At 63.7% G+C, this 13,281-nt stretch carries 14 protein-coding genes and 1 pseudogene; 10 read left to right on the forward strand and 5 right to left on the reverse strand.

The annotated features are described in order from the left end of the window. The 4 genes from pcaH to pobA all read left to right on the forward strand — a co-directional run. A partial coding sequence (pcaH, locus tag EN935_RS06970; RefSeq protein ID WP_127373232.1) for a protocatechuate 3,4-dioxygenase subunit beta occupies window positions 1-601 on the forward strand: 601 nt, incomplete at its 5' end. After that, window positions 601-1,215 carry a protocatechuate 3,4-dioxygenase subunit alpha gene (gene pcaG / locus EN935_RS06975; protein WP_127262283.1) on the forward strand — a complete coding sequence of 205 codons (615 nt, stop codon included), beginning with the start codon at window positions 601-603 and terminating at the stop codon, window positions 1,213-1,215. The genes pcaH and pcaG, both read left to right, overlap by 1 nt. A 19-nt stretch (window positions 1,216-1,234) precedes the next feature. Next, a complete protein-coding gene (locus EN935_RS06980; RefSeq protein ID WP_127262282.1) occupies window positions 1,235-2,287 on the forward strand; it encodes a 3-carboxy-cis,cis-muconate cycloisomerase in 1,053 nt (350 codons plus the stop codon). Continuing rightward, window positions 2,287-3,459, forward strand: coding sequence for a 4-hydroxybenzoate 3-monooxygenase (gene pobA, locus EN935_RS06985; protein ID WP_127262281.1), 1,173 nt, complete (start codon window positions 2,287-2,289; stop codon window positions 3,457-3,459). The genes EN935_RS06980 and pobA overlap by 1 nt, the downstream gene beginning before the upstream one ends. Before the next feature lie 10 nt (window positions 3,460-3,469). Here the strand turns inward: pobA and EN935_RS06990 are convergent, their stop codons facing one another. After that, the gene (locus tag EN935_RS06990) at window positions 3,470-3,940 is read right to left on the reverse strand and encodes an NUDIX domain-containing protein (protein WP_127262280.1); all 471 of its coding nucleotides are present in this window, start codon (window positions 3,938-3,940) and stop codon (window positions 3,470-3,472) included. Between the two features lie 172 nt (window positions 3,941-4,112). Between EN935_RS06990 and EN935_RS06995 the strand changes: the two genes are divergently transcribed. After that, window positions 4,113-4,646 carry a sterol desaturase family protein gene (locus EN935_RS06995; RefSeq protein WP_127262279.1) on the forward strand — a complete coding sequence of 178 codons (534 nt, stop codon included), beginning with the start codon at window positions 4,113-4,115 and terminating at the stop codon, window positions 4,644-4,646. 21 nt (window positions 4,647-4,667) lie between these two features. On the opposite strand, the gene rsgA is transcribed toward EN935_RS06995, so the two are convergent. From rsgA to EN935_RS07015, 4 genes are all read right to left on the reverse strand, one after another. Beyond that, on the reverse strand, window positions 4,668-5,705 hold the full coding sequence (gene rsgA, locus EN935_RS07000) for a ribosome small subunit-dependent GTPase A (RefSeq protein WP_127262278.1): 1,038 nt from the start codon (window positions 5,703-5,705) through the stop codon (window positions 4,668-4,670). Window positions 5,706-5,849: 144 nt separating this feature from the next. Further along, window positions 5,850-6,725 (reverse strand): carbohydrate ABC transporter permease, encoded by an 876-nt coding sequence (locus tag EN935_RS07005; protein ID WP_127262277.1) that lies wholly within the window; start codon window positions 6,723-6,725, stop codon window positions 5,850-5,852. Beyond that, a complete protein-coding gene (locus EN935_RS07010) occupies window positions 6,722-7,612 on the reverse strand; it encodes a sugar ABC transporter permease (protein ID WP_127262276.1) in 891 nt (296 codons plus the stop codon). The genes EN935_RS07005 and EN935_RS07010 overlap by 4 nt, the downstream gene beginning before the upstream one ends. A gap of 9 nt (window positions 7,613-7,621) precedes the next feature. Further along, window positions 7,622-8,914 (reverse strand): sugar ABC transporter substrate-binding protein, encoded by a 1,293-nt coding sequence (locus tag EN935_RS07015; RefSeq protein WP_127262275.1) that lies wholly within the window; start codon window positions 8,912-8,914, stop codon window positions 7,622-7,624. Between the two features lie 322 nt (window positions 8,915-9,236). Here EN935_RS07015 and EN935_RS07020 point away from each other — a divergent pair, with 322 nt between their 5' ends. From EN935_RS07020 to EN935_RS07040, 5 genes and pseudogenes are all read left to right on the forward strand, one after another. After that, window positions 9,237-10,508, forward strand: coding sequence for an extracellular solute-binding protein (locus EN935_RS07020; protein ID WP_127373233.1), 1,272 nt, complete (start codon window positions 9,237-9,239; stop codon window positions 10,506-10,508). A gap of 50 nt (window positions 10,509-10,558) precedes the next feature. Continuing rightward, window positions 10,559-11,491 carry a sugar ABC transporter permease gene (locus tag EN935_RS07025; protein ID WP_127262273.1) on the forward strand — a complete coding sequence of 311 codons (933 nt, stop codon included), beginning with the start codon at window positions 10,559-10,561 and terminating at the stop codon, window positions 11,489-11,491. Beyond that, complete coding sequence (locus EN935_RS07030) at window positions 11,488-12,345, forward strand: carbohydrate ABC transporter permease (protein WP_127262272.1); 858 nt, start codon at window positions 11,488-11,490, stop codon at window positions 12,343-12,345. Before EN935_RS07025 ends, EN935_RS07030 begins: the two co-directional genes overlap by 4 nt. Further along, window positions 12,342-13,082: a PIG-L family deacetylase gene (locus tag EN935_RS07035; protein ID WP_127262271.1), complete on the forward strand. Its 741-nt coding sequence runs from the start codon at window positions 12,342-12,344 to the stop codon at window positions 13,080-13,082. Before EN935_RS07030 ends, EN935_RS07035 begins: the two co-directional genes overlap by 4 nt. Next, a pseudogene (locus EN935_RS07040) lies at window positions 13,079-13,281 on the forward strand (ROK family protein); the annotation flags it as partial. The gene EN935_RS07035 and the pseudogene EN935_RS07040, both read left to right, overlap by 4 nt.

The following is a 13,281-nucleotide window of genomic DNA, read 5'->3' on the forward strand; positions in this document are numbered from 1 at the left end:
GGAGATTGCAGGCCCGGTCTTCGGTCACGCCATGCTGGGCGAACTCGATGCCGACCTGATCCACAATTTTGCCAGGCCCGGCGAGAGCGCGCTCGGCGAGCGCATCGTCGTCTATGGGCGGGTGCTCGATGAACGCGGTGTTGGTGTGCCCGGCGCGCTGCTCGAATTCTGGCAGGCCAATGCCGGCGGCCGCTATCGCCACAAGAAGGACGGCTATCTGGCGCCGCTCGACCCGAATTTCGGCGGCTGCGGCCGCACTATTACAGGCGAGGATGGCGGCTATGCGTTTCGCACCGTCAAGCCCGGTCCCTATCCCTGGCCGAACGGGCCGAACGACTGGCGGCCCTCGCATATCCATTTCTCTGTCTTTGGCCACGGCTTCGCGCAGCGGCTGATCACACAGATGTATTTCGAGGGCGACCCGCTGATCTGGCAATGCCCGATCGTGCGCGGCATCCCCGACAAGGCGGCCATCGAGACGCTGATCGCTGCGCTCGACATGCAAGCGACGATCCCCTTCGACGCGCGCGCCTACAAGTTCGACATCGTGCTGCGCGGGCGCCGCGCGTCACTGTTCGAAAACAGGCCGGAGGGCAATTGATGGCTCAATCGCTCGACCGGCTCAGGGAAAGCCCCTCGCAGACCGCCGGACCCTACGTCCATATCGGGCTGACGCCCAATTTCTGCGGCATAGGCGGCGTCTATCCCAGCGATCTCGGCGCCACTATGGTCAACGACAAGACCAAAGGCGAGCGCATCGGCTTGCGCATCCATGTGCTCGATGGCACCGGCACGCCGCTCAGGGACGCGCTGATAGAGATCTGGCAGGCGGATGCAGACGGGCTCTACAATTCGCCGACCGACTTGCGCGGCGCTGCCGATCCAAATTTCTTCGGCTGGGGCCGTTGCCCGACCGACATGGACACCGGTCTGTGCACGTTCGACACGATCAAGCCGGGCCGCGTGCCTTCGAGTGATGGCCGCCTGATGGCCCCGCACATCACCCTCTGGATCGTCGCGCGCGGCATCAATCTCGGCCTGCACACACGGCTGTATTTTTCCGACGAGGAAAAGGCCAATGCCGGGGATTCGATCCTGGCGCGCATCGAGCATCGCGTTCGCGTGCCGACGCTGATCGCCGAGCGTCAGGGCGACACCTACGTCTTCGACGTCCATCTCCAGGGGGAGAAGGAAACGGTCTTCTTCGACAGCTGATGCTCAGGAGACGTGCGACATGACCGTATCGCCCTTCGACCATCCACTGCTCTCCGCACTCCTCGGTGACGAGGAAGCGGCGAGGCATTTTTCCGTCGAGGCCGAAATCAAGGCGATGCTGGCCTTCGAACGGGCGCTGGCGCAAGCAGAGGCCGAAACCGGGTTCATCACCAGAGATGCCGCGGCAGCGATCGTGGCCGCACTGGCCACATTCCGGCCCGACACCGCCTTGCTGCGGGCCGGTGTCGCAAAAGACGGCGTCATCGTGCCGGAACTGGTGCGCCAGATCAGGGCGGCGGTCGGCGAACCGCATGGCCAGAAAGTGCATTTCGGCGCGACCAGCCAGGATGTCATCGACACCGGCTTGATGCTTCGGCTGAAATCCGTCGTCGAGCATCTCGATCTGCTGTTGACCGAAACCGTCATGCGCCTCGCTTCGCTCGAAGAGCGTTTTGGCGGCAGGGCGCTGACCGGAATGACGCGCATGCAGAAGGCGATTCCGATCAAAGTTGCGGATCGCGTGACGGCGTGGCGGGCGCCGCTGCAACGGCACCAGGAGAGATTGTCCGAACAGTCGAGACGCCTGCTGGTGGTGCAGTTTGGCGGGGCCGCCGGCACACTGGAGAAGCTAGACGATAAAGGGCCGGCGGTGCGCGCAGCCCTTGCCGCAAAACTCGGCCTTGGCGACGCACCGCAATGGCATAGCCAGCGTGATGCACTCGCCGATTTTGCCGGCCTTATGTCGCTGGTGACCGGCAGCCTCGGCAAGTTCGGCCAGGACATGGCGCTGATGGCGCAAGGTGGAACCGACATCGAACTCTCAGGCGGCGGCGGCTCGTCGGCCATGCCGCACAAGCAGAATCCCGTGAAGGCAGAGGCACTGGTGGCGCTTGCCCGCTTCAACGCCACGCAGCTTTCCGGGATGCATCAGGCGCTCGTGCATGAGCAGGAGCGCTCGGGCGCGGCCTGGACGCTGGAATGGCTGCTGCTGCCGCAAATGGTCGTCGCAACGGCCGCGTCGCTGCGCCTTGCCGCCGAGCTGACCGGACAGATCGAAAGTCTGGGCCACTGATGCGCACACAAATCGTCATCATCGGGTCCGGACCGTCCGGCCTGCTGCTCGGGCAGCTTCTGGCCGGCATCGGCGTCGAGACGGTCATTCTGGAACGGGCGAGCCGCGAGCACGTGCTTGGCCGCGTGCGGGCAGGGGTGCTCGAACAGGGCACGGTCGAACTGCTGGAACAGGCCGGTGCGGCAGCAAGGCTGCATGCCGAAGGGCTGCCGCATTCCGGCATCTCGCTCGCCTTCGACGGACGCCTGCACCGCATCGACCTCGAGGCACTGACCGGCGGCAGGCATGTCACCGTCTACGGCCAGACCGAAGTGACGCACGATTTGATGGACAAGCGCGACGCGGCAGGACTGACCACGATCTATGAGGCGGCAAATGTCGCTCTGCACGATTTCGATGGCGCCGCACCTTTCGCCACTTATGACCGGGACGGCGTCACGCATCGGATCGATTGCGACTTCATTGCCGGCTGCGACGGCTACCACGGCGTCAGCCGGAAATCGGTGCCTGAGCGTGCGCTGAAAACCTTCGAGCGGCAGTATCCGTTCGGCTGGCTCGGCGTGCTGGCCGAAGTGCCGCCTGCCGATCACGAACTGGTCTATGCCAATCATGAGCGGGGTTTTGCGCTGTGCTCGATGCGCTCGACGCATCGCAGCCGCTACTATGTGCAGTGCCCACAGGACGATCGCGTCGAGGCGTGGTCGGACGATCGCTTTTGGGACGAGTTGCGCCGCCGCTTGCCGGAGCAGACGGCGGCAAATGTCGTCACCGGGCCATCCTTCGAGAAATCGATCGCGCCGCTGCGCTCCTTCGTTGCCGAGCCAATGCGCTTCAGCAAGCTTTTCCTGGTTGGTGACGCCGCCCACATCGTGCCGCCGACCGGCGCCAAGGGCCTCAACCTCGCTGCCAGCGACGTGCGCTATCTCTTCCCAGGTTTTCGCGACTTCTACCGCGACAAAACCATGGCTGGCATTGATTGCTATTCGCAAAAGGCGCTGGCACGGGTCTGGAAGGCCGTGCGCTTTTCCTGGTGGATGACGATGATGCTGCACCGCTTTCCCGACACCGGCGACTTCGGCCAGCGCATCCAGGAGGCCGAGCTCGACTACCTCGTGCAGTCGCATGCTGCATCGACCGCACTCGCCGAGAACTATGTCGGCCTGCCTTACTGAGGGCTGCGGATCATCCGGCGCCTTGCTGCCTGGCAAAATCCAAAAGCATCGGGCGCTGCCCCTTGAGGATCTTCACTTCGGCCTCGGGCAAGGTGAACCAGCCTGCTCTGTCGACCTCTGGGAACGCCTTGAGGGATCCCGATCTTGGCGGCCATTCCATGGTGAAGCTGTTGCTCTTGATGGTGGTTACGTCGATGTCGATGGTCGCCTCGACAGACCAGGCCGAGACGATCTTGCCGCCCGGTTGCCTGTAGTCGCCGAGCCGCGCGAACGAGCCATCGACCTTGACGCCAAGCTCTTCCTCTGTCTCGCGTTGCGCTGCCGTCAACTCGTCCTCATTCTCGTCGACAAGACCCTTCGGTATCGACCACGCACCATCGTCCTTCTTCGCCCAGAACGGTCCGCCTGGGTGGACCAGCAACACCCTGAGATCGCCGTCGCTGCGGCGATAGATCAGCAATCCCGCGCTGCGTTTTGCCATTTTATACGTCCGTCTGCGAAGCCGGCAGCCTGCCGATGGTCCTCGAATCGTTGACGCGAACCTTGCACCAAGGGATTGCGACGCTATGTCTGGCACGTCTGCATTGCACCTCACTCGCGAGTCCGGCAATCTGACACCATCGCTTATTTGGCGGCACGAAGGCTAGGTGACGATGCAACTCGGTCTTATTGGCTACTATAGCGACTTCGTGGTGTATCCGCTGGTGATCGCCGTGCTGGCAGTGGCCGGATTGCTCGAGGCCGGCGAAGAGAGTGCGCCAGGCTGGATAGGCACGGTCCTCGCCTGTCTCGGCCTCTGGACGCTGACCGAATACCTCCTGCACAGGTTCGTCCTTCACCACATTCCCTACATCAAGGACCTGCATGATCGTCACCATGTCGAGGAGCGCAGTTCGGTGGGCACGCCGACCTGGCTCAGCCTCGGGGTGCATGCCCTGGTCGCGTTTGTTCCCGTTTGGGTGGTCTCGGACTTCGCAACCGCGAGCGCGGTAAGCTGCGGGCTGATGCTGGGGTACCTCTGGTACATCAGCGTCCACCACATGATTCATCATTGGCATCCCACCCATCCGAGCTACCTCTACACGCTCAAGCGCCGCCACGCCCTGCATCATCACATCGACGAATCGGTTAATTTCGGTGTTACGTCAGCACTTTGGGATCGGGTCTTCGGTACGGCGCGGCGCTGAAGCCAGTTCAGCCTCGGCCGTTCAACGCCTTTTGCCGCGACCCCCGGGTGACTTGGCGCCGCGAGGGCCGCTCGGAACCGGCGTGTTGTTCTGGTTCTCGTCGGACAGCTTGCGCCAGCGGGCAAGGCGCTCCGGATCGAGCGTCCCGGCCTTCAGGGCTGCCTGCACAGCACAGCCTGGCTCATGCACATGCGTGCAGTCGCGGAACTTGCACAGCGGCGCGAGCTCGGTGATTTCGGCAAACAGCGTGTCGATGCCATAGCCGACATCGCTGACCTGCAGCGTCCGCATGCCCGGCGTGTCGATCACCCAGCCGCCGCCGGCAATGGAATGCAGCGATCGCGACGTGGTGGTGTGGCGTCCCTTGGAATCGTGCTCGCGAATGCCTCCGGTCTGTTGCGGCGATTGCTGCGCCGATCCGGCCAGCGTGTTGACCAACGTAGACTTGCCGACCCCGGAGGAGCCGATCAGCGCCACCGTCTGGCCAGCACCACACCAGGCAGCCAAGACGGTTGCCGCATCCGATGTGCGGGGATTTAGCATCACGACCGGCAATCCACGCTGCAACGCCGCAGCCTGCCTTTCATACGCCTCGGCGTCTTCAGCGGTGTCGGCCTTGGTCAGCAGGATCACCGGCGTCGTTCCGGCCTCATTGGCCAGCGCCAGATAGCGCTCGAGCCGGGCGGGATTGAAGTCGGCATTGCACGAGGTGACGATGAACAGTGTGTCGACATTGGCCGCGGCAAGCTGCGGCACCCTGCCGCCCTGGGTGCGGCGTTCCAGCACCGTCTTGCGGGTCAGGCGGCGCTGGACCAGGTGCTCATGCCCATCGACCAGCACCCAGTCGCCGACGGCATAGTCACCGGTGTTCGCCTGTGCCGGCAGCGTCAGATCGACCGGCCCTGCCTGGGAGAGGCCGGTCAGGCGGTCGCGATGGACCGTGGCGATCCGCGTCGGGACGAAATTGGCGTCGCCGGGTTCGAGCTGGTCGCCGAAAAATTCCGTCCAGCCCAGGCTGGCGAGCGATGGCGTGGAGTGATCCGTCACGGCTTTGACCACAGCGTCGCGGACATTAGACAGTATCCCTGGCAAAATCGAAGGAGAGGCGGACCACGACCTCGGGCGGGCGATTGCCCTGCTGTATGGGCGGCATGACGGCATTTGGCAAGCAGGGCCGTGGTCCGAGCGGCAAGCTTCTGCAGCTTATCCCTTGATCGCGGAGCCGACGATGGAATCGACGAAAAAGCGCTGCAGGAAGACGAACAGCAGCAGCGGCGGCAGTACGGCGAGCGTGGCGCCGGCCATCACCAGGCCGGTGTTGACCGCGCCCCTGTTGTAGCTGAGCAGGCGGCTGAGGCTGATGACGATCGGATAGGCGTCCGCATTGCCCTGCAGCACGGTCAGCGGCCACAAATAGCTGTTCCAGTGATAGACGAAGGCAAACAGCGCCAGTGCCGCGATCGCCGGCGCGACGCTCGGCGCCACAATCTTGAACAGGATCAGCAGCTCCGACGCGCCATCCATGCGCGCGGCGTCGATCAGATCGTCCGGCACGCCAGCGATGAATTGGCGCATCAGGAAGATGCCGAAGGCATTGGCGAGATTGGGTACGATGATGCCCGCCAGGCTGGCGTTGAGCCCGATCGATCCGACGAGGCGGTAGAGCGGGATCAGCGTCACGATCGGCGGCAGGAACATGGTGGCGATCAGCACCGAAAACAGCAGCGACTTGGCGGGGAAGTGGTATTTGGCGAAGGCGTAGCCGGCCATCATGCTGGTGAGGAGGATGCCGGCGGTCGTGATCGAGGCGATGACCAGAGAGTTCCACATCGAGCGGCCGACATTGACCACGCCCGAAACCTTCTCATAGGCGTCGAGGCTCGGCGTGCCGGAGATCCACACCGGTGGCACCTGCATGCTCTCGGCCGGGGTTTTGAGACTCGACAGCACCATCCACAGCAGCGGGAAGGCCGAGGCGACGGCGACCAGCAGCATCAGCGTTGCCAGCAGCGCCTTGCGGCCCGACGGGCGCTTGCGCGGCAGCCGGGTCGACGATCCGGTAAATGCGCGCGCGCTCATTCGTCGTTCTTCCGGTTGGCGAAGGCAAACAGCGCGCAGACCACGACGATCAGCGACAGCATCAGCATCACCGCCATCGCCGACCCCAGCCCGCCCTGCGCGCGCTCGATGCCGACGCGGCGGATGTGGTAGGTCAGCACATTGGTCGAGCCGACCGGCCCGCCCTGCGTGATGAGCGCAACCGGCTCGAACACCTGCACGGCGTTGATGATGGCGATGACGGCGCTGAACAACAGCGTGCGCCGCAGCAGCGGCAGGGTGATGAAGCGGAACTGCTCGCGCCGGTTGGCGCCGTCCAGCTTTGCCGCCTCATAGAGGCTGCCGGGGATCTGCGTCAGCCCGGCGATCGCCAGCACGGTGAAATAGCCGACCTGCTGCCAGACATTGAGGAAGACGATCGACAGCAGCGCCGAACGCGGCGAGGACAGCCACGGCTGCGGGCCGATGCCGATCAGGCCGAGCATCTGGTTGAGCGGCCCTTCGCTCGGCGAATAGAGTTTTGACCAGACCAGCGCCACCGCGATCATCGGCACCATGTAGGTGGCAAACAGCACGGTTCTCAGCGCCGTGCCGCCGGCGACGTCGCGCTGATAGACCATCAGCCCGAACACAACGGAAAGCGGCAGGATCAGGATGACCGACAGCGCTGTGTAGATCGCGGTGTTGGCAAGCGCGCCCTTGAAGTCACGGCCGACCGAGGTCGGGCCAAAAATCTCGCGGAAATTGTCGAGGCCGATGAAGCTTGCACTGGAAAACGGTGTCTGCGTCGACCAGTCCTGGACAGACAGCCAGACGGTGAGCAGCATCGGCAAGAGGACAAAGACGCCGATCAGCGTCACGGCGGGCGCCAGCATGATGCCCGCCGAGGCACGGTACCTGTTGATCATGGCTCCAGTCTACTTGGCGGCGCGCTCCAGGATAGAGGTGGCGTCGGCCTGCGCCGTAGCCTGCGCATCCTTGGCCGAGACCTGGCCATACTGCAACGCTTCGAGCGTCTGCTGCAGGGATTCGCTGAACTCCTGACCGCCCGGCACCACCGGGAAGGGCTTTGCATCGGCCAGCACGCTGACATAGCCGGACAGGAACTCGGAGCCGAGCTTGTCCTTGTGTGCCTCGATATCGGACAGGCGCGACGGTAGGATGCCCATCGACATCAATATGTCGGACATCGCCGAGGCGCCGTTCTCGCCAGACTTCGGATTGTTCAGCCAGGCTAGGAAATCCCAGGCCGCCTTCTGCTCGGCCGCGCCGGCATTGGCGTTGACCACGGTCATCCAGGAATAGGAGATCGAATGCGGCTTGTCGCCGCTCGGGCCGACCGGGATCGGCGCGGTGGCGATATCAGTGAACTTGTCGCCCATGCCGCTCTTCAGCGCGCTCTCCCACCAGTTGGCCATGATGATCATGCCGGTCTTGCCGGAGACGAAATTGTCGAGGAACGGGCCGGTTGTGTTGGCGTCGGCCGTCGCCATGGCGGGCACGCTGGCGCCCGACTTGATCAGGTCTTCGTAGAGCTGGAAGGCTTCAGTGGCCTGCGAGCTGTCCAGTACCGGCTTGCCGTCCTTGACCAGATCGCCGCCGTTGGACACCAGCAGCGAGGCGAAGGGGTGGACGACGCCCGCCGCCCAGGAATTGATCATGCCAAAACCCTGCTGGCCGGCATCCTTGTTGGTCAGCTTCTTGGCCGCGTCCTTGAACTCGTCCCAGGTCTTCGGGGCAGCAGTGATACCGGCCTGCTTGAACAGCGCCTTGTTGTAATTCAGCGCGTAGACGTCGATCTCGTTGGGAATGCCGTAGAGTTTGCCGCCGACCGAGGCGGCGCTGACGACGCCCGCCGGCCAGGCGTCCTTGACCTCGCCGGCGACCACATCGGGGGCAGGCGCGACAAGCTTGTCGCGGGCGAGTTCGGGCAGCCACAGATCATAGATACCGCCGATGGTCGGGCCGTCCGAGCCGCCGCCCTGGGAGCGCAGCGTGGTCAAGAGATCGCCGAACGGAACGGCGCGTACGGTGACGCTGACGTCGGGATTGGTCTTCGCATAGTCCTTGGCCGCCGCTTCCAGCAGCGCGACGGTCTCGGGCGACCAATGCGTCAAATAGGAGATGTTGACCGATTGCGCCCAACTGGTGACGGGCAGGAGCGCCAGGCTCGCGGCCAGGGCCAGTTTCGAAGTCCAGGCAACAGACATTCCTCATCCTCCACTTGGCATATCGATCGCGATGACGTTATGACAACATGAGAGGATGGCGCAAGTGTCTGTTTGCGAAAAAGCTATGGATGACATCGAGCAGAATTTCCTTGCAGCAGCTTCGGCAGGAAATTTATGTATATTTAACAGTGAATTATGTCGAATTCTTGGGCGAAAGAGCCTGCCGTCGCCGTTTCGCAGACGCACCAGACCTCTTGCGAATGGCACTATGTCGTTATAATGACTTTTCCGAGCGATTGACTCTTTCGCGGTGCCGAAGCGCCGCGAAACGCCAAGGACTGAGAGCAATGGGAGACTGGCAATGAGCATGCTTTCGATTCACCGACGCGCCGCACTTGGCCTGATCGGCGGCCTTGCCGCCGCTTGCGCCGGCATCTTTTCCACCGTGCCGGCGAGGGCCGACAGCACCGTGACGCTATGGAGTTGGCGCACCGAGGACGAAGCCGCGATGCGCCGCATCTTCGACGCCTTCGAGGCCAAAAACCCCGACATCAAGGTCAATATCCAGTTCACGCCGGATGCCGATTACCAGAATCGGCTGAGCACGGCGCTACGCGGCGGCCGCGGTCCGGATATCGCCCAGCTCAAGGCCTATGGCGAATTGCAGCCCTTTGTCGATGCCGGCTATCTCGATGCGCTCGACGACAGCGTGCCGGAGCTGAAGAACATGGCGGACGCGGCCCTTGGCGGCGCGCGCGGCCGCACTGACGGTAAGGTTTATGGCGTGCCTTATTCAGTGCCGATGATGGGTGTGTTCTACAACCAGGACATCTTTGCCGCCCAAGGCATCGAGATACCCAAGACCTACAAGGATTTCGTCGCCGCCTGCGACAAGCTGAAGGCGGCCGGCATCACGCCGATCGCCACCGGCGGCGCCAATGGCTCGGCCTGGGAACTGGAGATCGCCGTCGGTGTCGTCGGGCCCACCATCTACGGCCCCGGTTTCTACGACGAGATGATGACCGGCAAGGCGACCTTCGAGGACCCGCGCTATGTCGCAGCACTAAAGCGCTTCGCCGAGCTGAAGCCTTATTTCCCGGATGGTTTCGCCGGCATCGACTACACCACCGCGACGCAGCAGTTTATCGGCGGCAAGGCGGCGATGTTCCTTGGCGGTTCGTTCGAGAACGGCAGGTTCAAGGCGCAGAACCCGAAGCTGAAATTCTCGATCTTCCCGTTCCCCGCCGATGATGCGGGGGCAAAACTCTACACCTCGGCCTTCTCCGACGGTTCCTATGGCCTCGTTTCCGAAAGCGCCAACAAGGAAGCCGCCACCAAGGTGCTGGGCTTCATGGCCTCGGCCGAATTCGCGCAGATGTTCGCCGATGAGCTCGGCTGGCCGCCGGCCCGCACCGATGTCACGGTGAAGGACCCGGTGCTGGCTGAGATGATGGAGATGTCAAAGAATTCGACGCCCTACCTGACGCTGGTCGGCTTCCGCTGGCAGTCGCCGACGGCCTCCTCGGTGCTGCAGTCGGAGATCATCGACATGGTCGAAGGCAACATCGCGCCGGAGAAGCTGGCGGCCGACATGCAGGCCGCTGTCGCCACCTGGTTCAAGCCGAAGCAGTAGGAGTCGGCCGGTCGCATCGTGGCCGGCCTCTCACGGACAAAAAACAGCGCATGAGCAACCTTCGCCGCACCAGCAGCCTTCGCCGCACGCAGCAGCGCATGGCCGTGCTGTTCATCCTGCCGGCGTTGGCGGTCTATGCGCTGTTCGTCCTCTATCCCTTGGCGATGTCGCTATGGGGCAGCTTCTTCATCTGGAAGGGGCTGCGCATGGTCGAGTTCGCCGGCCTGTCGAATTTTTCGCGGCTGTTTATCTTCCCCAGTGGCGCCCGGCTCTACGGCGCGCTGTGGCACAACACCGCCTGGTTCTTCGGCATCATGGTCTTCCAGAACGGCATCGGCCTGCTGTTCGCCTGGCTGCTGTTCCTGCACGACAGGGGCGCTGCCTTCTTCCAGTCGGTCTTCTTCTTCCCGGCGGTGCTGAGCCCTGTCATCGTCGGCGCGCTGTGGCGCCTGTTGCTGGCCCCGGGCGGCGTCGTCGAATGGGCGCTCAACGGACTCGGCCTGCATCAGGGCAGCCTGACCGTGCTCGGCAATAGCCATACGGCGCTCACTATGCTGATCGCCGTCGACGCCTGGAACTGGATGGGCCTGCCGGTGCTGATCTATACCGCCGGCCTGCGCCAGATTTCCGGCCAGATCTTCGAGGCGGCAAAGCTCGACGGCGCAGGCAATGCGCGCATGCTGTTTTCGATCGCGCTGCCGCTGCTGATGCCGGCCATCGGCACGCTGACGACGCTGTCGTTCATCAACACCTTCAACCAGTTCGACATCGTCTATGTGATGCAGGGCGTGCAGGGCAATCCGAGCTATTCGACCGACACGCTGGTGACCTATTTCTACCGGCTGGCCTTCGGCGCGGAGGGGGCGGTCGGCATCACCGATATCGGCCTGGCTCTGGCGCTGGGCACCATGCTGTTCCTGATCCTCAGCATCGGCACGCTCATGATGCTGCGCTTCTTCGACCGCCGCACGGTGCAGCTATGAGCGCGCTGGCGATTTCGCAAAGGCCCGCCATCTCGCGGCGAATTGCGCGGCTGCCTGGATGGACTGTGCTGGTCGTGTGGGCGGCTGCCGTTCTGCTGCCGCTCTACATTCTCGTTATCTCCTGCTTCAAGACCACGGCCGAGATCTACGACAACCGGCTCGGTCTGCCCAAAAGCTTTGCCTTCGACAATTTCGTCAACGCCTGGACGCGTGCTCACCTCGGCCAGAACTTCGTCAACAGCCTGATCGTCACCGGCGGTGCGGTGGTGCTGACCATCGTCGTCTCGGCCATGGCCGCCTATCCGCTCAGCCGCTATCGGCTCGGCTGGAACGGCCTCATGCTCGGCCTGTTCCTGGCCGGCATCATGCTGCCGATCCGGCTCGCCTCGGTCGAATTGTTCACGCTGATGCGCAATCTCGACTTGCTCGATTCGCTGACCGGCCTGATCCTCGTCTATTCGGCGATTCGCATTCCCTTCGCTGTCTTTATCTTCGCCAATTTCATGCGCGTGCTGCCCTCCGAACTCGACGAGGCGGCGCGCATGGATGGCGCCGGCGAGATCCGCATCCTGTTCCAGATCATCCTGCCGATGGTGAAGCCGGCAGTGTCGATCGTCGCTATCTTCACCGCGATCGCGGTTTGGAACGACTTCTTCTTCCCGCTGATCTTCATCTTCGACGACCGCTACAAGACCGTGCCGCTGGCCATCAGCGTCTTCGTCGGCCAGTTCCGCACCGACTGGGGCCTTGTGTTCGCCTCGCTGGCGATCTCCATGGCGCCCATCCTGATCATGTATTGTCTGCTGGCCCGCCAGATTCGCGAAGGCGTCGGCGCCGGGGGAGGCATGAAATGATCGAGGACAGGATCTACGCCGCAAGCTCCATCCTGGTGGTGGGCGCGCACGCCTTCGACGCCGAGGTCATCGCCGGCCCGCTGGCCGCCGCTGCCGTCAAGCGCGGTGCGACCGTGACCTTCCTGCACCTGACCATGGGCGAACAGGGACACCCCTGCCTCATCCCCGAGCACTATTGCGTGCAGAAGGAAGAGGAAGCGGGCAGGGCGGCTGCCCGGCTCGGCGTCACCATGCGTAGCCTTGGCCAGCGCGACGCCTTCCTGCCTTCAGACGACCAGACGGCGCTCGAGGTGTGCGACGTCATTCGCGAGTTGAAACCCGAGATCGTCATCACCCATTGGCACGGCAGCTGGCACAAGGACCACCGCGCCGCCGCGCATCTGACGCAGACCGGCATCTTCTTCGCCGCCCTGCCGACTGTTGCGAGCGACCATGCGGCGCATACACCGCAATTGCTGTTGTTCGGCGAGAACTGGGAGGACGATGACGGCTTCCGGCCGGAGCATCTCGTCGATGTCAGCGACGGCTTCGAGGCGTGGAGCGAAGCGGTCCAGGAATACGAGCTAGCGCGCGGCCTGAGCAGCTTTCCCTATGTCGACTATTACAGCGCGCTCTACCGGCTGCGCGGCTGCCTGCGCGGCACGCGCTATGCGCAGGCTTTCGCGGCGGCGTCGCATTCGTGGAATGCCGGCAGCGGTCTGTTCTCACCGCCGTTCGGCAAGGGGCCTGGCCGATGACGCGGGTTCTGGCCATCGATCTCGGCGGCACCAATCTGCGCGCCGCCGTCCATACCGGCGATGTGCGAATGCTGGAGGCGCTAAGCCGCGAACCGGCGCCGGCAAACCTCGACGCCTTTGTCATCCGCATCCGCGCGCTGTGCGCCGAGGCGGGTGCGGTGGAGGCGCTGGGCATCGCGGTGCCCGGCCTGGTCGAAGG

The sequence above is a fragment of the Mesorhizobium sp. M7D.F.Ca.US.004.03.1.1 genome, assembly GCF_003998635.1.
GTDB lineage: Bacteria > Pseudomonadota > Alphaproteobacteria > Rhizobiales > Rhizobiaceae > Mesorhizobium > Mesorhizobium loti.